The 18,225-nt window shown below is 49.9% G+C and carries 14 protein-coding genes; 6 read left to right on the top strand and 8 right to left on the bottom strand.

Annotated features, from left to right (window positions below; all coding sequences use genetic code 11):
• The first annotated feature begins 111 nt into the window (after window positions 1-111).
• Window positions 112-1,323, top strand: coding sequence for a helix-turn-helix domain-containing protein (locus LKD71_RS10555; RefSeq protein ID WP_227615372.1), 1,212 nt, complete (start codon window positions 112-114; stop codon window positions 1,321-1,323).
• A 64-nt stretch (window positions 1,324-1,387) separates the two neighbouring features.
• On the opposite strand, the gene LKD71_RS10550 is transcribed toward LKD71_RS10555, so the two are convergent.
• Both LKD71_RS10550 and LKD71_RS10545 read right to left on the bottom strand, forming a co-directional pair.
• The gene (locus tag LKD71_RS10550) at window positions 1,388-4,354 is read right to left on the bottom strand and encodes an ABC transporter permease (RefSeq protein ID WP_227615371.1); all 2,967 of its coding nucleotides are present in this window, start codon (window positions 4,352-4,354) and stop codon (window positions 1,388-1,390) included.
• Window positions 4,348-5,058: an ABC transporter ATP-binding protein gene (locus LKD71_RS10545; protein WP_178046002.1), complete on the bottom strand. Its 711-nt coding sequence runs from the start codon at window positions 5,056-5,058 to the stop codon at window positions 4,348-4,350. Before LKD71_RS10545 ends, LKD71_RS10550 begins: the two co-directional genes overlap by 7 nt.
• Window positions 5,059-5,285: 227 nt before the next feature.
• Between LKD71_RS10545 and LKD71_RS10540 the strand changes: the two genes are divergently transcribed.
• Genes LKD71_RS10540 through LKD71_RS10525 form a run of 4 tightly spaced genes read left to right on the top strand, consistent with a single transcriptional unit; the run spans window position 5,286 to window position 9,191 of the window.
• On the top strand, window positions 5,286-6,350 hold the full coding sequence (locus tag LKD71_RS10540) for an iron-siderophore ABC transporter substrate-binding protein (RefSeq protein WP_227615370.1): 1,065 nt from the start codon (window positions 5,286-5,288) through the stop codon (window positions 6,348-6,350).
• A complete protein-coding gene (locus tag LKD71_RS10535; RefSeq protein ID WP_227615369.1) occupies window positions 6,347-7,345 on the top strand; it encodes a FecCD family ABC transporter permease in 999 nt (332 codons plus the stop codon). Before LKD71_RS10540 ends, LKD71_RS10535 begins: the two co-directional genes overlap by 4 nt.
• The gene (locus tag LKD71_RS10530; protein WP_227615368.1) at window positions 7,342-8,385 is read left to right on the top strand and encodes a FecCD family ABC transporter permease; all 1,044 of its coding nucleotides are present in this window, start codon (window positions 7,342-7,344) and stop codon (window positions 8,383-8,385) included. The genes LKD71_RS10535 and LKD71_RS10530 overlap by 4 nt, the downstream gene beginning before the upstream one ends.
• A complete protein-coding gene (locus LKD71_RS10525) occupies window positions 8,385-9,191 on the top strand; it encodes an ABC transporter ATP-binding protein (RefSeq protein WP_227615367.1) in 807 nt (268 codons plus the stop codon). Before LKD71_RS10530 ends, LKD71_RS10525 begins: the two co-directional genes overlap by 1 nt.
• 56 nt (window positions 9,192-9,247) lie before the next feature.
• On the opposite strand, the gene LKD71_RS10520 is transcribed toward LKD71_RS10525, so the two are convergent.
• From LKD71_RS10520 to LKD71_RS10495, 6 genes are all read right to left on the bottom strand, one after another.
• Window positions 9,248-10,258, bottom strand: a complete 1,011-nt coding sequence (locus LKD71_RS10520) for a helix-turn-helix transcriptional regulator (protein ID WP_227615366.1) — start codon at window positions 10,256-10,258, stop codon at window positions 9,248-9,250.
• Between the two features lie 60 nt (window positions 10,259-10,318).
• Complete coding sequence (gene ybaK, locus LKD71_RS10515; RefSeq protein WP_227615365.1) at window positions 10,319-10,804, bottom strand: Cys-tRNA(Pro) deacylase; 486 nt, start codon at window positions 10,802-10,804, stop codon at window positions 10,319-10,321.
• A gap of 2 nt (window positions 10,805-10,806) precedes the next feature.
• On the bottom strand, window positions 10,807-12,030 hold the full coding sequence (gene pepT / locus LKD71_RS10510) for a peptidase T (RefSeq protein ID WP_227615364.1): 1,224 nt from the start codon (window positions 12,028-12,030) through the stop codon (window positions 10,807-10,809).
• Between the two features lie 239 nt (window positions 12,031-12,269).
• A complete protein-coding gene (locus LKD71_RS10505) occupies window positions 12,270-13,874 on the bottom strand; it encodes an extracellular solute-binding protein (RefSeq protein WP_227615363.1) in 1,605 nt (534 codons plus the stop codon).
• 52 nt (window positions 13,875-13,926) lie between these two features.
• Window positions 13,927-14,826: a carbohydrate ABC transporter permease gene (locus LKD71_RS10500; protein ID WP_227615362.1), complete on the bottom strand. Its 900-nt coding sequence runs from the start codon at window positions 14,824-14,826 to the stop codon at window positions 13,927-13,929.
• 12 nt (window positions 14,827-14,838) lie between these two features.
• Entirely contained in the window at window positions 14,839-15,777 is a 939-nt protein-coding gene (locus LKD71_RS10495; RefSeq protein ID WP_227615361.1) for an ABC transporter permease, read from the bottom strand.
• A 299-nt stretch (window positions 15,778-16,076) separates the two neighbouring features.
• Here LKD71_RS10495 and LKD71_RS10490 point away from each other — a divergent pair, with 299 nt between their 5' ends.
• On the top strand, window positions 16,077-18,191 hold the full coding sequence (locus LKD71_RS10490) for a helix-turn-helix transcriptional regulator (RefSeq protein WP_227615360.1): 2,115 nt from the start codon (window positions 16,077-16,079) through the stop codon (window positions 18,189-18,191).
• Window positions 18,192-18,225 lie beyond the last annotated feature (34 nt).

Here is an 18,225-nt window from a genome sequence, read left to right as displayed (position 1 = left end):
AAAGCTTTTTCTTCTATTTTAAATCTGATTTTCCAGAGGCGCAATCCCTCTGTTCTTTTTCTCAAGTCTGTGATACACTTTTCTATAATATTTTTTACGCCGGAGGCGATCATGAGCGAAAACAACGAAAAAATCCAATATTTCCGTACCATCCTTCTGAAAGTAAATCAGGTGTTTTCCTGGGTTTATGGGGAGGATTTTTCTCTGATCGAGAGCAACTGCACCTGGGAGATGGTGCTGAAAAATTTCTTCCTGCTGAACAGCCGGGAGCGGCTTCTGGAGATTCAGGAAAAAGCGGGGACTCTGCCGTTTCATTTCACCGACGGGCTTTCTTTTACCTGGATCGTGGTTCCCTTTGAGAAAAATTTCTTCGTGCTGGGGCCCACCTTTTCCACGGATGTATCGGAACAATATTTTCGCAAGCAGATGGAAATCCGGGAGATGAGCGTTTCCTCCCGGATCAAGTTCCTGAAGCTGATGAAAAATATTCCTGTGGTGCCACTCACGACGTTTGGCCAGCTGGCCCGGATGTTCTACTATGCCTGCTATGACAAAAACATCTATTTTTCCAGTTTTCAGAAGCTCCGCCCCTCGGAGTCTCATACAGAAGAGCCTTTTCAAGCCCGGGATATTCCCAGCAGCCACGGCACTTATGTGCTGGAACAGCGCTTTCTTTCCCATGTAGAAAACGGAAATATCCACTATAATGATGAAATCGACCATTTTTACGTTCAGAACAGCGACAACCATGTGACTGGAACCCTCTGTCCCGGTGATCCCCTGCGTCAGGCCAAGGACGAGGCGATCGTTGCCACCACGCTCGTCACCCGGGCAGCTATCCGCGGCGGCATGATCCCGGAGGCAGCCTATTCCCTCAGTGATTACTACATCCAGGCCGTAGAAAACGGCACAGATATTCATGAGGTCCAGGATATCCACCAGAATATGTTCCGGGATTTCATCGCCAGAGTTCACAAGATCCGGGAGGCCCCAAAACTTTCTCTTCCGATCCAGAGCTGTCAGGCTTATATCCAGCAGCATCTGGGAGAAAAGCTTTCCATGGAATTACTTTCCCGAGTCAGCGGTTACACGCCACACTATCTGGCAGCTCGTTTCAAAGAAGAAACCGGCCAGTCTGTCAAGCATTACATCACGGAGCAAAAACTTGAAGCTGCCCGTCTTCTTCTGAAAAACAGTTCGCTTGACATGGCTGAGATCAGTGAGCGTCTGAATTTTACAAATCCCAGCTATTTTTCCGCCATTTTCAAAAAAAGAACCGGATGCACTCCCTCCGAATACAGAGAGGCAGAAGACCGTCACTGATCTCCTGCCTCTTCTTATCCACGTTTTAAAAGTTTTTCAGGGAAGTTATCCACAATCCCGATTCTTATTCCACACTCTTCAGTGATTCTACCATGTCGATCTTTTTCAGCTTGAAATGCATCAGAAGATTGACCAGAAAAGAAAAACCGAAGGTGAGTGCTATGGCGAGCAAATAGCTTGGAATCTTGATGATCCGGCCAAACATATACGACTCGATCTCCACTGTCGTAATGACATAACGGTGCAGGGCAGAACCGAGCACTACACCCAGAATGCAGCCAAAAACGGTAAGGAGGACATTTTCCCGGAATACATAAGAGGAAACCTCTCCGTCAAAGAAGCCCAGCACTTTAAGGGTCGCAAGCTCCCTTTTCCGCTCATTGATGTTGATGTTGTTCAGGTTATAGAGGACCACAAAGGCCAGCATGCCTGCAGAAATGATCAGGACCACAATGACCACATCCAGGCTTCCCAGCATACTGTTCAGCCGCTCTGCCAGCGTACCGATATAAGTAACGCTCAAAGCCGCCTTATTTTTCAGAAGTTCCTGACCGGTCTTTTCAATGGCTGCCTCATCAGAAGAATCCGTTCCCTTGAAAAGAATGTTGTTTGCTTCCGGAACAGAACCAAAGAGTTTTTCATAAAGGCCGGGGGAAATGTAGGCGAAATTCTGCATATAGTTCTCACAGATTTCTGCCACCGGAACTTCCATCTCTTTTCCTTCTGTACTCTCCACGGTAATACTGCCGCCATTTTTTACACCCAGCATTTTTGCCGTTTTTTCTGCCAGAATAATACCCTCATCACCAAGCGTATACGCTTCCTTTGTGATCCGGTTTCTGGTGTGTATAAAGTCTGAAAAATTTTCCAGTTTCTCCGGCATCATAAGGTAAACCTCACAGGTACCGTTCTCTCCCTTTGCCGCGTGCTTTTTCATATAGACATCCATACTCTCTTCCACATCGGAACGGGAAGAGAGGTCTTTCTTCAGCGCTTCCACCTCTGCATCCGAAGCATCTTCATTCAGAACAAGCATACCGTCATAAAGCTGGATCTCGCCGTACTGGAGCAACACGACATCCATGATGGAATCCCGGAGTCCAAAGCCCACCAGGAGAAGAGCCATACAGCCGCCGATCCCGAAAACCGTCATAAAAAGACGCTTTTTATAGCGGAAAAGGTTCCGTACCGTGGATTTCCAGCTGAAGCTTAAGTGTTTCCAGATAAAACCGATCCTTTCCAGAAAGACTCTTTTACCTTCTTTGGGCGCTGGCGGACGCATAAGAACCGCCGGTGTACTTGCCAGTTCCTTTCCACAGGCAGAAAGCGTTCCTGCCATGGTACAGAAAAGAGCTACCAGTGAAGCAACAAGCGCATGATCCAGCTGATAATCCAGAACCATTCCGTCCATATGCTGATACATGATCCGGTAAGCATCGATGATCACATAAGGGAAGATTTTTTCTCCCGCCAGAACACCAAGGACACTGCCTCCGACCGTAGCGAGAAGGGCATAGAAAACATATTTTCCGGCAATGGAGCTCTTGCTGTAGCCCAGTGCTTTCAACGTACCGATCTGTGTCCGTTCTTCTTCTACCATTCTGGTCATCGTCGTGAGGCTGATCAAAGCCGCTACCAGGAAAAACAGTACCGGGAAAACGGCACCCAGACTCTTCATCTGATTGGCATTATCTGCATAACCGGAGTAGTCTGTCATATCGTTCCGGTCAGAGACCGTCCACGCGGGAAATTCCAGCGCTGCCAGATCTGCTTCCGCCTCAGCGATCTTGTCTTCGCCCTCAGCAATCTTATCTTCTGCTTCCTTCTTGGCCTCTTCATAATCTTTCCGGCCGTCTGCAAGCTTTGTCTCATTTTCTTTTATAGTTTCTTCCGCTTTTGCAAGTTCGGATTCTTTTGTCTCCAGCTCCTTTTCTCCTTCAGAAAGCTGCTCTCTTGCTTCTGCGATCTTTGTTTTGCCCGCCTCGATCTCCGGCGTGCTTCCTTCAAACTGTGCCTCTGCCGTCTTCAGCTGTTCTTCCTGCTCATCCAGGGCCGTTTTCTGCTCATCCAGCTGTGTCCGTGCTTCTGAGAGCTGTTTTTTACCGTCCTCCAGATCTTTTTTTCCCTGCTCCAGTTCCTCTTCGCCATCCGTCAGTGTTTTCTCCGCATCGGCCAGTTTTTCATCCGATTCTTTTCTGCCGTCCGCAAGCTCCTGTTTCGCATCATCGATCTTCTCCTGTGCCTCACCGGTGACCTCATCATACCGGACCTGACAGCGTTTTTCGGAGAGCTCTTCTACTTTTTCTTTTGCCGTCGCCACCAGGGAATCATAGGCGTCCGTAAAAGCAACCTCCTCTTCTGCTCCTTCCACCGAAAGAAAAACCTGTGTGTAAACATCCATGTCAAAATTTTCCGGAAGAATATAGCAGAAGCCCAAAACTTCACCGGAACCGAGCATCGTATTTCCGCGACTGAAAGCGATATATGCCGGACTTCCGCCGATGCCTGCCACCGTAAAGGTCTTTCTTTTCAGAACAGAATCACTTTCCTCTCCCTCCTCCTGTACGGTGATGGTATCTCCCACATGGACATCAAAGGCCTGTGCCGCCTGGGCATCCAGAAAACATTCATCGGCTTTTGACGGAAGCGCCCCCTCATCCGGCTGAAGCTTCTGAAAATCCTCTGTAACGGACTCCAGATGCAGAACCTTCTGATTATCCCCTTCTCCACAGAGGACATCTGTCATATAAGCGCCTTCTGCCTTTTCTATGCCTTTCGTTTTCTCAAGTTCCAGAAGATCCTCTTCTGTAAGCCCCAGTGTGCTGACCACCTTCAGATCCATGAGTTTTTCCCGGTCAAAATAGACATCCCCGGAACGTTTCATATCCGGCGCAGCCGACTGGATACCGGAATAAAAAGATACACCCAGGGCCACAATAAAAAGGATCGAAAGAAAACGGTTCCGGCTTTTTCGTACTTCTACAAAAAAATCTTTTCTCAATGCTTTCTTCTTCATACCTTCACCTACCATTCGATGGTTTCCACGGATACGGGGTGTTCGTTTCTGTACATTTCCGATACTTTTCCGTTTTTGATCCGGATAACCCGGTCTGCCATAGGCGTCAGGGCCGAGTTATGGGTGATGACGATAACGGTCATTCCCCGCTCCCGGCACATGTCCTGAAGAAGTTTTAAAATAGCTTTTCCTGTCTGATAATCCAACGCACCCGTCGGTTCATCGCAGAGCAGAAGTTTGGGATTTTTTGCCAGTGCTCTTGCAATGGAAACCCTCTGCTGCTCACCGCCGGAAAGCTGGGCCGGGAAGTTGTTCAGACGGTCGCCCAGCCCCACCTCTTGCATAACCGTCTTTGCATCCAGGGGATTTCGAGAGATCTGAAGAGCCAGTTCTACATTTTCCAGTGCGGTCAGGTTCGGAACCAGGTTATAGAACTGGAAAACGAAACCGATGTCATTTCTCCGGTAGCCCGTCAGCTGCTTCTGGGAATAACCGGCAATGTCCTTTCCGTCCACCAGGACTTCTCCGCCGGAGGCCTTGTCCATGCCGCCGAGGATATTTAAAACCGTGGTTTTTCCGGCTCCGCTGGGACCTACCACAACTACAAATTCGCCTTTATCAATGGAAAAATCAATGCCGTCCACCGCACGGATCTGCACTTCACCCATTTGGTATATTTTCGTCACATTTTTCAGTTTTACAAAATCTTTTTCCGCCATAATGCCTCCTTCTTGCCTTTTTACTCTATCAGTTTAATTATAACATTATTTTCGAGGATCTGTGATGCTATTTATTCTGAAAATTTTGTAAACGCAAAAACGACTCAATCCGGTGACAACCATATTTTTTACGATGCATGGATTGACGGATTTTTTTCTTCATGCTATACTCCAACGCAGTTAGTTAGTCTTAACTTACCATCAGAAATTATTTTTAGGAGGTCTTTATGAAATTCAAAAAATTATCCGTTCTTTTTTGTTCCCTGTTGGCACTGACATCTGTTATGGCTGTTTCCGCTGCCGAGACAGAAACTGTTTCTGAAACCGAAGCAGCCTCTGAAGAGGAAAGCACTGCCTCCGGAGCAGACGAGGAAACCGAATATCCCATCACGATCCAGCATGCCTACGGTGAAACCGTCATCGAGAGCAAACCAGAGCGCATCGCTACCGTCGGCTGGGAAAACCAGGACACGCCACTGGCACTCGGCATTGCTCCTGTGGGCGTTTCTGCCGCCAACTATGGTATGGTAACAGAAAACAATCTGCATCCCTGGACAGACGAGGCCTTCCAGGAACTGGGTGTTGACGCTCCCAATGTTTTTGATGATGTGGACGGTCTGGATTTTGAAGCCATCAGCGACTGTGATCCTGATGTGATCCTGGCTTCTTACTCCGGTCTGACTCAAGAGGATTATGACACCTTAAGCCAGATTGCCCCTGTCATTCCTTATAAGGAAAATGCCTGGCAGACTACTTGGAGAGACCAGACGATTGAAAATGCCGAGGGTATGGGTATGAAAGCCGAAGGAGAAGCTAAGGTAGCTGAAGTCGAGCAGCTGATCCAGGATAAACTGGCTGACTATCCGGATCTTAAAGGCGTTAAAACTGCGTTCTGCTGGATCAATGCTGACGATCTGAGTTCTTTCTATATCTATCTGCCTTCCGCAGACCCGAGAGCTGCTTATCTTCTGGATCTCGGTCTGGAACTTCCGGAAAGTGTCACCAAACTTGCCGGAGACAGCACCGATTTCAGCATCACCGTCAGCCGTGAAAATGCCGATCAGTTAAGTGATGTGGATATGATTGTTGCTTATGGCGATGAGACGCTTCTGGATGCCCTTCAGCAGGATGAACTCATGAGTCAGATCCCCGCAGTGAAAAATGGAGCCGTTGCTCTCATTGACAGCACCACTGCCCTGGCAGGTGCCGCAACTCCCTCCATCCTCTCCATTCCCGCTGAGATTGATGACTATTTAAGCCTCCTCTCTGCTGCTCAGGAAAAAATCAAATGAAAAAACACCGGTTCTTTCTCACCGGTATCATCAGTCTGAGTTGCCTGGCCTTCTGTGTTCTGGCCTCTGTAGCCTGCGGAGCAAAATCCGTGGGCTTTCAGACTGTGATCCGGAGTCTTTTTCATCTGGGCGAGAGCAGTTTCGATGCCAATGTGGTCCAGGCAAGGATCCCGCGTACGGTTTTTGGTGTTCTCGCAGGTGCCGCTTTGAGTATCTCCGGCGCTCTCATGCAGGCCATCACCCGAAATCCCATTGCTGATCCCAGCATTCTGGGTGTCAATACGGGAGCTTCCCTTTTTGTTGTGTTCGGAATCGCGTTTCTTCATATAAATAAAGGCATCCAGTATATCGGTCTCGCCTTTGCTGGTGCCGCACTCACGGCTATTCTGGTCTACGGGCTTGCCTCCATCGGGCACGGCGGAGCCACTCCCATCAAGCTGGCTCTGGCCGGTGCCGCCGCAAGCACCGCGCTCCAGTCTCTGGTCAATACCATTATGCTCCCCAGCACCCAGGTCATGGATCAGTTCCGTTTCTGGCAGACAGGAAGTATCAGCGGCGCAGACTGGGCTGACATCCGTCTGCTTCTGCCCTGTTTTGTCATTGGTTTTTTCTTAAGCATTTTTCTGGCCCCTTCCCTGAACGCTCTGGCGCTCGGTGACGATGCCGCCACAGGACTTGGACTCAATGTTCCTCTGATCCGTGCCTCAAGCGCCCTCGCGGGAGTTCTTCTCTGTGCATCCACCACGGCTCTGGCAGGCCCCATCGGCTTTGTGGGACTGATGATCCCTCATCTTATGCGGCTGCTCCTCGGCCCGGATATGCGAAAAATCCTGCCGCTCTCTGCCGTTGGCGGAGCCTGTCTTCTTCTGTTTGCCGATGTACTTGGCCGTATATTGGGCCGCCCAGGCGAACTGGAATCCGGCATTGTCACTGCCCTGATCGGTGCTCCGGTATTTATTTTTATCATTCGGAAAGCGAAGGTGAGTTCTCTGTGAAAAAACAAACGAAAAATCAGCTTTCCACGATAACAGTCGGTTATCGGAAGCGCCAGCGCCGGTACGTCTTTACGGCTCTTACGCTTCTTTTCCTCACTTTTGCCCTTGCCTGCATCATGATGATCTATGGAAACACCATTTACTCCCCGAAGACCGTACTGAAGGTGCTTTCCGGTGAGGACGTGGAAGGTGCTGTTTTTACGATCAGAACCCTCCGCCTTCCCCGGATGCTCACTGCCATCCTCTGTGGTCTGGCCTTTGGCATGGCCGGAAATACCTTGCAGCAGCTTCTTGGAAATCCCCTGGCCAGTCCTGACATTATTGGTGTCACCTCCGGTGCCAGTGTGGCTGCCGTTTTCGGCATTCTGGTGTTAAAGCTTAACGGAGGCACGGTCTCCCTGATGGCTGTTTTCTCCGGTCTTCTGGTTTCTGTCCTGATCTACTTTCTCTCCCAGGGCGGCGGTTTTTCCAACGCCCGGCTGATCCTCACAGGTATTGGCATGCAGGCTTTTCTGAGCGCAGTCATTTCGTGGATGCTTCTGAAAGCCTCCGAGTACGATGTGGCCAACGCACTCCGCTGGCTCAGCGGAAGCTTAAACGGCGTAAAGCTGGAAAATATCCCCCGCTTAGCGCTTGTCGTCTTCGGAGCAGGAGGTGCGATCCTTCTCCTGAACCGACAGCTCTCCATGCTTCAGCTGGGAGAAGCCCATGCCGTGACTCTGGGTGTTAGCGTCAGAAGGATCCGGCTGACACTGATCCTTCTGGCGCTCCTTCTGGTAGCTTTTGCCACTTCTGTGACCGGTCCGGTGGCTTCCGTAGCCTTTCTTTCCGGCCCCATCGCCACAAGACTTTCCGGAAACGGAAAAAACGGCATGCTTACCTCGGCTCTCACCGGAAGCACACTGGTACTGGCATCTGACCTCATCGGTCAGTTCGCCCTCCCCTCCCGCTATCCCGTAGGTGTGGTCACAGGCATCCTCGGAGCACCTTACCTGTTATTTTTACTGCTTCAAATGAATGACAAAGGAGAACATGTCTGATGAACAATCCCATACTTTCTGCTGAAACAATTTCCGCCGGTTATGACGGTCGGAAAATCCTCTCTGATGTCTCACTGACGCTTCCTGAAAAGAAGATCAGTGTCATTCTGGGAGCCAACGGCTGCGGAAAATCCACGCTTCTCAAAACCTTTGCCCGGCTTTTAAAACCAGAGTCCGGTATGATTACACTGGATGGAAAAAGTATTTCTTCTCTTCCTTCCAGAGAAGTAGCCAAAACTCTGGGACTGCTTCCCCAGTCTCCGGTTGTTCCGGAAGGGATCAAGGTAACGGATCTGGTCGCCCGTGGGCGTTTTCCCTACCGGCGAGCCTTTGGCGGTATGCGTCCGGAGGATTTTGCCGCAGTGGAAGAAGCGCTGGAACTCATGGGTATCACAGAACTGGCAGACCGGAGTGTGGATGAGCTTTCCGGCGGTCAGAGACAACGGGTCTGGATCGCTCTGGCTCTCGCACAGCAGACCGATATTCTCCTGCTGGATGAACCCACCACCTATCTGGATATTGCTTATCAGGTGGAAATCCTGGATCTTCTCACGGATCTGAATAAAAAAAGAAACACCACGATCCTTATGGTGCTTCATGATATCAACCTTTCTGCCAGGTATGCAAACTATATTTTTGCCATGTATCAGGGACAACTGGAGGCTCAGGGTGCTCCTCTTAAGATCATCACACCCGGTCTGATCAAAAAAATCTACGGACTGGACTGTCAGATCATTCCCGATCCGGTCTCCCGTACACCTCTTGTCATTCCCGAGGGACGTCATCACAAAACCATACAGCCTTAAAAAACTGGAGGCCGGAGCCCATTGTAAAAAGCAATGAGTTCCGGCCTCCTGAAGTATCAGTTTTCTTCTCTGATAAAGGCCCGGAATCTTCCCGGAGTCGTCCCGCTCCATTTCTTGAACATTTTCCGAAAAGCCGCCTGACTCTGATAACCGGTGAGTGCTGATATCTCCGCAATGCTTTTTTCCGGATCCTTCAGAAGGACTGCCGCACGGTTCATTCGTACCTGATTGGCATAATCCCAGATCGTCTGCTGATACAGCTTTTGAAAACCTGCTTTCAGCTTCTGTTCTCCGATACTGAATTCCTGGCTCAGCGCATAGATCGTCACAAAGGTTTCCGCATGATCCCGTATCCGGTCATGAACCTGTATGATTTTCTGAAAATCCTCTTTCTTCATACGGATCTCTTTTTTCCCTACTTTGATCTTTCCGGTGAGCATCGCCTCTCCATTCGCAAAAACGGAACGGATTTCCGGACGCACCAGCTGGGATACAAACTCTGCTGCAAGAGATTTTAAAAGGCTCTCCGTCATTTCTTGTTTCCGAAGAAGCTGCTCTGCCCGAAAGATCAGATCCTGCAGTTCCTCCGGTAAATGAAGATAACGAACGTTTTTTTCCAGAAAATCCAAAGCCTCTGCGGAAAGACCCAGGAAAGGAAGAAGTGTTTCCCGGAGATATCCCAGTTCCACGGAGATCTCCACTCCTTTGAAATGCTGGCCTTTTTTCCAGCAGTTGATGCCTCCTGCCGCCTGTTCCATCGCCAGGAACGCAGAAGGTGTGGCAAATTCCTTCATATGGTTATCCACCAGTGAATAGGTAATCCCTTCATAGATGATCCCTGCATGAAGATATTCCGTATCGTATTGAAACTCCGAAAGGAAATCCACCGGAACCGTATACTCTCCGATTCCCATCTGGATCGTATCCATCGTTCCAAAGGTATAGATATATCCCCCTTCATCGTCTCTCCAGCTGTTTCCCGTCTCCTCTTCCTGTTTCTTCAGACCGATCTGGCGGTAGAAAATCGTCTGGTAAGCGGTCGGATCCTTCGCCTGATGGTAGATCATTCCTGTCCTCCCTTCAGAATCAAAGCCACGCTGAAAGCAGCAGAGCGTCCGGTTTTCCTGTTATTCTGCTTTCCGGATAATATCATCAAACTTCGCCCGAGCAACTTTGGCCAGCGCCTGGGGCTCTACCTTGATGGAAGTACCGATCCGGCCTCCGCTGACATAGATTTCCGGATAAGCTTCTGCACTTTCATGGATCACGGTCGGGAACTGTTTCTTCATGCCCAGAGGGCTGCAGCCGCCCCGGACATAACCGGTGATGGCGGTGATATCCTTCACATGGATCATCTCCACGGATTTTTCACCTACCGATCTTGCTGCGGCTTTTAAGTCCACTTCCTCCGCAATGGGGATCACAAAGACATAATAACCACCGCTCTTCCCTTTCGCCACCAGCGTTTTAAAAGACTGCTCTACCGGCGCCCCTGTGGCCTGTGCGGTATGAAGACCATCGATAAATTCATCACATTCGTAATTGAGGATCTCATAGGGAACTTTATTCCGGTCGAGGATCCGCATTGCGTTTGTTTTTACTTCTTTTCCCATTCTTATTTCATCTCTCCGTAAAGACGTACCAGCTCAGTCAGAGTATCTACCACGATGTCCATGCCCTCTGCAGTAGCGTGCTCGTAAGGACCATGGCAGGCATAGGAGCCGGTGCCGAGGTTCGGGCAAGGCAGACCCATAAAGCTTAAGCGCGCGCCGTCGGTGCCGCCCCGGACCGGAACCACCTGAGGCTCCACGCCGGATTTCTTGACAGCTTTTTTCGCATTCTCGATCAGGTGGAAGTTCTCTCTGATCTTCTCAGCCATGTTGCGGTACTCCTCTTTGAGGGTCAGGTTCACGGTACCTGCTCCGTATTTCTCATTGAGCTTTTTCGCGATCTCCTTCATGATCTCCTGTCTTCTGGCGATGTTGTCCGCGTCATGGTCTCTTAAAATATAGTTGAGGTTTGCTTTTTCCACATTTCCGCTCATGCGGGTCAGATGATAGAAACCTTCGTAACCGTCGGTGTCCCTCGGAGTCTCCCCGGCCGGAAGCATATTGTTGAATTCCATTGCTACCAGAGCGGCGTTAATCATCGTGTTCTTGGCTGAACCCGGATGGATGTTGAAGCCTTTGAAATCCACATCGGCTCTCACCGCATTGAAGTTTTCGTACTCGATCTCGCTCTCGGCTCCGCCGTCCACGGTGTAGGCGAAATCTGCGCCGAAGCCTTTCACATCAAAATGATCGGCTCCGCCTCCCACTTCCTCGTCCGGTGTAAAACCGATGCAGATCTTTCCGTGAGGCATATCATCCTTCATCAGACGCTCTGCCATACACATGATCGCTGCCACACCAGCCTTGTCATCCGCTCCGAGGATCGTGGTTCCGTCGCTGGTGATCAGCGTACGGCCTTTCAGGGACGGCAGATGCGGGAAAAGGGCTACCTCCAGGGTACGACCGCTCTCTCCCAGGGGAAGATCCTTTCCATCATAGTTTTCGTGAACGATGGGCTGCACCATATGATCGGCGAAATCAGACACGGTATCCATATGGGAAATAAAGCCCAGGACTTTGCTGTCCTCGCAGCCCGGTGTAGCGGGAATGCTGGCATAAACATAGCATTTGTCATCGACTCTGGCATTTTTTACACCCATCTCCTGCAGCTCGTTTACCAGGATATGAGCCAGGTTGAACTGGCACTCGGTGGTGGGAACTGCTGCGGAATTTTCATTACTGGCCGTGGGAACCATGGCATATTTAATCAGACGTTCGTAAGCTCTCATTTTTATATTCTCCTTTACTTCAAGGCGTTTCCGCCCTTGCTGATAACCACTATACGCCCCTTTTTCTTTTCTGGCAACGAGTTTTCTTTTCAATTAAATACCCTGCTGCAAGCAGCGGGGTATTTAACCCTCGCGGCAGTCGCCAAATATCCATGCAAGCATGGCTACTTGGCTCGTTGCTCGCGGGAATAGCAGAAAACCGGAGCAGCTTCACGCCGCCCCGGTCTTTTTACTCTTTATTATTTGCTGATTTTGCTGTTGTAGATATCCATTGCTGCCTGGATATCGCCCATCTTGTTGATCTCTTCGATGTAGGAATCCCACTCGTCAAAGGAACGGTCGCCCTTGATGAATTTTACCTTCTGCTCTTTCGCATAGGTCTCTACCGGAGTCATGATATTTGCATATTCACTGGACTCATCTGCGGAGATAGAGGGATTCGGCTGGCCGTCTCTCGGGGCGGTGTTGCTCTCGTTCATCACGCTGCTGGAGAAAGCAACCAGTTTATCTGTTACGATCTCACCATCCCAGTAGATCGGAGCCGGTTCAGAGATCTCGATTCTCCAGAGATCCATATCCTGCGGCTGCGGGAAGATGCCAGAACGCATGGAACCGGATACAGGCATACCATACTCTGCATACTGATCTTTGGTAACGATCAGGCTCTTCTTGCCATCTTTCTCTTCATAGGTTTCGCCTTCGATTCCCCAGTTCAGAAGGTTGATGACATCCTCGTCATACTGAGCGTCCACAAATTTCACGAGCTCGTCAGCGATCGGAGACTGAGCGGAGATTACCATGCTGTATCTCGGGTTGAACTCGTACTCGCTGGTGAACTCTCTCTCAAACTGCCATGCCTCATCCGGATAAGCATCGGAGGTCGGAAGCGGTACTGCTACCCATTCGTCGTCCGGACGCTCATCAGCCCAGGCTCCGGGATAACCTTCCCATGCAGAGGGCAGGATGCAGGCGGTGCCGGATTCCAGATCGGCATTACCCATATCAGTAGTGTAAGTAAAGTAATCCGGGGAGATCAGTCCTTCGGTGTAAATCTTGTTCAGATACTGCAGAGCCTGTTTGTAATCATCGGAAAGCGGGCCATATTTGAACTCGGTTCCATCATAGTAACGGTTGGAAGCGGTGTGATAAGCGTTGAATACCACATCCTCGGGGTTCTGCCACTCTTCCAGCTGAACGATGGGATATTTGGAAACGCCGGCATCCTTGATTGCCTTGGCTACATCATAAACCTCATCCAGAGTGGTCGGGATCTCAAGGCCCAGATCTTTCAGCACGCTGTTTTTCACAGCCATCATCGTGGAGAAAGCGCCGTGAGCGGAACCAGTCGGAACGATGCTTAAGTTGTATGCACCGTAGAGGTTTCCTTCCGGAGTGAACAGAGTGCTCTGGCTCTGCGGGTCCTTGTCCAGATAGCTCTTGTAGTTCGGCATATCATCCAGATGCTCGGCGAGATCGAGGTAAAGTCCCTTGGAACCGTACTCATCTACCATGAGTTTTGCGTTGCTGTTGGTGCTGTAGCAGGTCAGAATGTCAGGCAGATCGCCGCCTGCGTTGATTACCTGCAGTTTCTCTGTGTAATCGCCGGTGTGAATGTACTCGAAGGTAATGTCAAGCTTTCTTCCCAGTTTTTCCTCGCAGAGTTTGATCCATTCTTCCTGAATCTTGGTGTTCTCCGGAGACTGATCACCGAAATATACGGTAGTCACTTTGAAAGAAAGGGGCTCTTCTTCAGAAGCGTGAGCGGTAAGGCCTGCGGCGCCACTCAGCAGCATGGTTCCGCACAGTCCCAGCGCGGTGATTCTGGATACGTTTTTTCTCTTCATATTGGGTTCCTCCTTTTATGGGTTCAGGCGCACCTGAACATTTTTTTATTCATCAGCCCTTTACTCCTCCGACCATAACGCCTGCGGCGAAATATTTCTGGATAAAGGGGTAGATACACATGATGGGCAGCATGATGACAACGATGGTCGCCATCTGAATGTTTGCCGGGGTGATCGTGCTGTTACGGAACATCTGCATGACGGAAGGGTCCATCTGAGCAAAAACCGTAGAGTTGAACAGGATCTTTCTGAGGATCATCTGCACCGGATAATAGGCCTCAGAGTTTAAGTAAATCAGAGCGGAATACCAGTCGTTCCATTTTCCAACGATCGTGAAAAGGGAAACTGCCGCGATGATCGCTTTGGAAAGCGGCATAATGATCTGGATCAGGATACGGAACTCTCCTGCTCCGTCGATCCGGGCGGACTCTCTCATGCAGGGGTCGATTCCCTCGAAGAAGGTCCTGAAAAGAATCAGGTTATAGGCTGTCACCACGAAGGGAACTACCATAACCAGCGGGTTGTTGATAAGATGCAGCTCCTTCATCAGAAGGTAAGTCGGGATTGCACCGCCGCTGAAGAACATTGTGATGGTGATGAAAATGGTGATTCCTTTTCTCAAGGGGAAATCCTTGATGGTCAGCGGGTAGGCCGTCAGAGCCGTGAGGATGATTACCAGAGCCGTATGGGAAAAGGCGTAAATCACAGTGTTAATGTAGGAACGGACGATCATATGGTCCTGCAGCACTTTCTTGTAGCCTTCCAGCGTAAAGCCGTGGGGCCAGAGGAAAAGGCCGCCCTTCTGGATCTCAGATCCCAGGGAAAAGGATACGCAGACCACATGGATAATGGGAGCCAGCATGACCGCCATGATGACCAGCATGATAAAGATGTTCACCACATTGAAGATCCGGTCGCTTAAACTTAATTTGATCTTGGTTTTCTTATTCATCGCTCTTCCTCCTTACCACAGACTGTTCTCGCTGATCTTTTTGCTCAGGAAGTTTGCAGTTATCAGAAGGATGAAGGAAAAGAGTGAGGTCAGAAGGCCGATGGCCGTCGTGTACTCGAATTTTCCGCCCAGAATACCTTCTCTGTAGACGTAGGTTCCGATGATATCTGCCGTCTCATAGGTAGATTCATTATAAAGAAGCAGAACCTTCGTAAAGTCAGAGGAGATGATTTTTCCGCTCTCCAGAATCAGCATGATGGTTGTGGTCGGAACGATGGCCGGCCAGGAGACGTAACGGATACGCTGCCAGCGGTTGGCTCCGTCCAGAGTCGCTGCCTCATGAAGCTGAGGGTCCACACCGGAGAGGGCTGCCAGATAAACGATGGCTCCCCATCCAAGTCCCTGCCAGATGTTGCTGGCGATGAAGATCGTCCGGAAATATTTCGGGTCCGTCATAAAGGAAACCGCATTGAGTCCGAAGAACTCACGGATTCCATTAATCACACCGTCCACGCTGCAGAAATCTTTTACCAGACCTACGATTACCACCGTTGAAATGAAGTAGGGCAGATAGGAAATGGACTGCACGGTCTTTTTGAACTTCGCGTTGGTCAGCTGATCCATCAGAAGAGCAAAAATGATCGGGGCCGGGAAGCTCCAGAGCAATGTATAAATACCCAATAACAATGTATTTCGGATTAGTCGGAACAGATAGGGATTCTGTAAAAACTGCTTGAAATATTTGAATCCCACCCAGTTGTTGTGTCCAAACATTCCTTCTACGGGGTTGTAATCCTGAAAGGCAATCAGGATACCGTACATGGGAATGTAGGAGAAAATGAATACTGCGATCAGTCCCGGCAGAGACATGAGGATCAGGGAACGGTACTTCACGCAACGTTTCCAGAAGCTCTTCTGCTTCGGCACTGGCTTTTTGTTCTGTCTTGCCATTTGCTTTTTCTCTCCCTCCGTTTTTTTCGTTTTCGGCGGAACCGCTGTCCGCCTGTCTGACCTGCGGAACCGCTGTCCGCCTGCCTGACCTCACTATAGCGGATCATGGGAGATTACGCAATTTTCGTTTTTCTATCTCTTCTCTTATTTTAATTTTTATCTGAAGTTTTGATAAAGATGTTAAAAAATAGCAACGTTTTATCCTGTTTTAATGCTTTTCGCCCAAAAGTTTTCGTGTTAAGATAAAGGCAGCTTGATTATTGACCATATTTTTTGTGTTTTGGGAAGGAGTTTTTGACATGTCATCAAAGCGAAGTATTTTAAACCGGGTCCTGTACCTGAATCTGACGATGGCCGTTGTGCTGACTTTAGTATTTCTCTGCACCAGCGGACTCTATGCCAGACAGCTCACCCGGGAGCGATACAACCTGGCCAGCACAACGCTCACCAAAGTCAATACCGACTTTCAGCTCGAAATGAACCGGCTGGATTCCCTGTTGACTCTGTGCCTCCAGGATTCCTCTCTGGTATTCAGCATCTCCGACCGGCTGGACACCAGCTTCTTCCTCGACAATGCCGAGGATGCCGCTTCCCGCCTGTCTCTGATCCGACAGTCCCTTCCTTATGCAAAACTTGTATATTTATACACTCATAATTCAGACAAGGTAGTCCGGGACAACGGCTCCCTTTATAAAGGAGAGGATTTTTCTCGGATCGTTCTGAACAAGACGGTGGAGGATATCAGCCAGCTTCCCGACGGCCTTTCCTTTTTCCAGGATTCCACGGCCCTCTATGTAAAGAATCTCTACAGCCATGGATATGTAGCAGTCGAACTGGACCTTTCCAAATTTGCCAACATCAACAAGACGATCGGAGATCAGTTTCTGGGCTATGTGATCCAGCAGAAAGACGGCCGCTGCATCCTCGAAAACAGCAGCGTTCCCCTCTCGGAGGAGCAGCTTTCCGCCGCTCTTGACGGAGGCCTGATCGGTGTGAACGGAACCAAATATTACTGTGTTTCCGCTCCCATGAACATTCTTCCCTACACCGGCCTGGTACTCATCAACAACGACGCCCTGATGCTTCCCCTTCATTATATGTATCTTGTGATGGTGATCGCTTTCGGCGTGCTGCTGGCAAGCTCTCTCCTTCTGGTGCTCTTAAACTATAAGATTTACCTGCCCTTAAGGAAATTTACCTCCCAGTTTTCCGATTCCAGGGAAAATGAGATCTCCATCATTGAAAACGAGATTCACGACCTTCTCTCAGAGATCAACACCTTAAGCCAGCACTCCAAAGAGCAGATTCCGGAGAAAATCGCCCTCCACTATCTTCTCTGCGGCGGTTCCCAGCTGGACGAGGAGAGTCTGAAGCTTCTGGAAGAGAAATATCCTTATTATATGATAATGGCTCTGGCTATTCAGAAGGACAGCGGTATTGAGGACCTGCTCTTCACTTCCTCTCTGGAGAAAACACTGACCTCCCAGTTTGCCCTGAAATTCATCAGTCTGGACAAATTCAGCTTCGCGGTCCTGGCCCGGCCCGAGGACAAGGAGGAAATCCTGGCCGTCCTCCAGGAAGCCGCCGAAGAAGCCTCGAAAACCACCCGGCTTTTCGCTGGCATCCGCGAATACTGTACGGATATCCGGGAACTTCAGACCGAATACAGGCTGGCTGAAAACTGTCTTCTCTCTGCCCAGGTCCTCCCCATGGAAAATTTCGCCTTCCAGGAAAATGCAGCGGTTCTTCCGAGAAAACGGCTGGGTCAGGAGGTGCAGAACCGTCTCTTCGAATATGCCCGAAACGGCGCTCTGGACCAGCTTCTGCCGGAGTTGAAGGAGATTTTTTATCCGGCAGGCGGCTGCAGCCTCTCGGATTTCCGTTTCCATTATCAGGAAATCTGGGCCGTCTTTGAGAAGGCCTGCCTCGCCAAAAAGAAAGCCATGCCGCATCTGTCCGACGAGATTCCTCTCTACAATCCGGAATATCTCTACCAACAACTCGCGCGTATTGCCACGGAGTCTTTCCCCTCCCGCCGGGAGCAGCCCCAGAATATGCAGCAATGCATGGTGAAATATATTGCCGACCATCTCAGTGAGCCGCTGACCCTGGACACGGTAGCGGAGGCCTTCTCCATCACGCCGGTTTATCTTTCCAGCTGGTTTAAGAAGAATCTCGGCGTAAATTTCCTGAATTACATCTCTGCCGCCCGTATGGAGCGGGCCAGCGAACTCCTCTGCCAACCCAATCCGCCCAAAATCTACGAGGTGGCCCTGGCGGTGGGCATTGACAACACGGCGACCTTTATCCGGCAGTTCAAGAAACACACAGGTCTCACCCCGTCTCAGTATCAGAAGGAACGGATGATTCAGAAACAGCAGGGTGCTCTTCTGACGGGGAAGACATTATCATAAAAAATAGAATCCGGCCCGAAGGGCTGAAAAAGGT

The organism is Fusicatenibacter faecihominis (assembly GCF_020686945.1).
Classification (GTDB): Bacteria; Bacillota; Clostridia; order Lachnospirales; family Lachnospiraceae; genus Limivivens; species Limivivens faecihominis.
The sequence above is the reverse complement of the archived record's forward strand: the minus strand, read 5'-3'. Positions and strand labels throughout refer to the sequence as shown.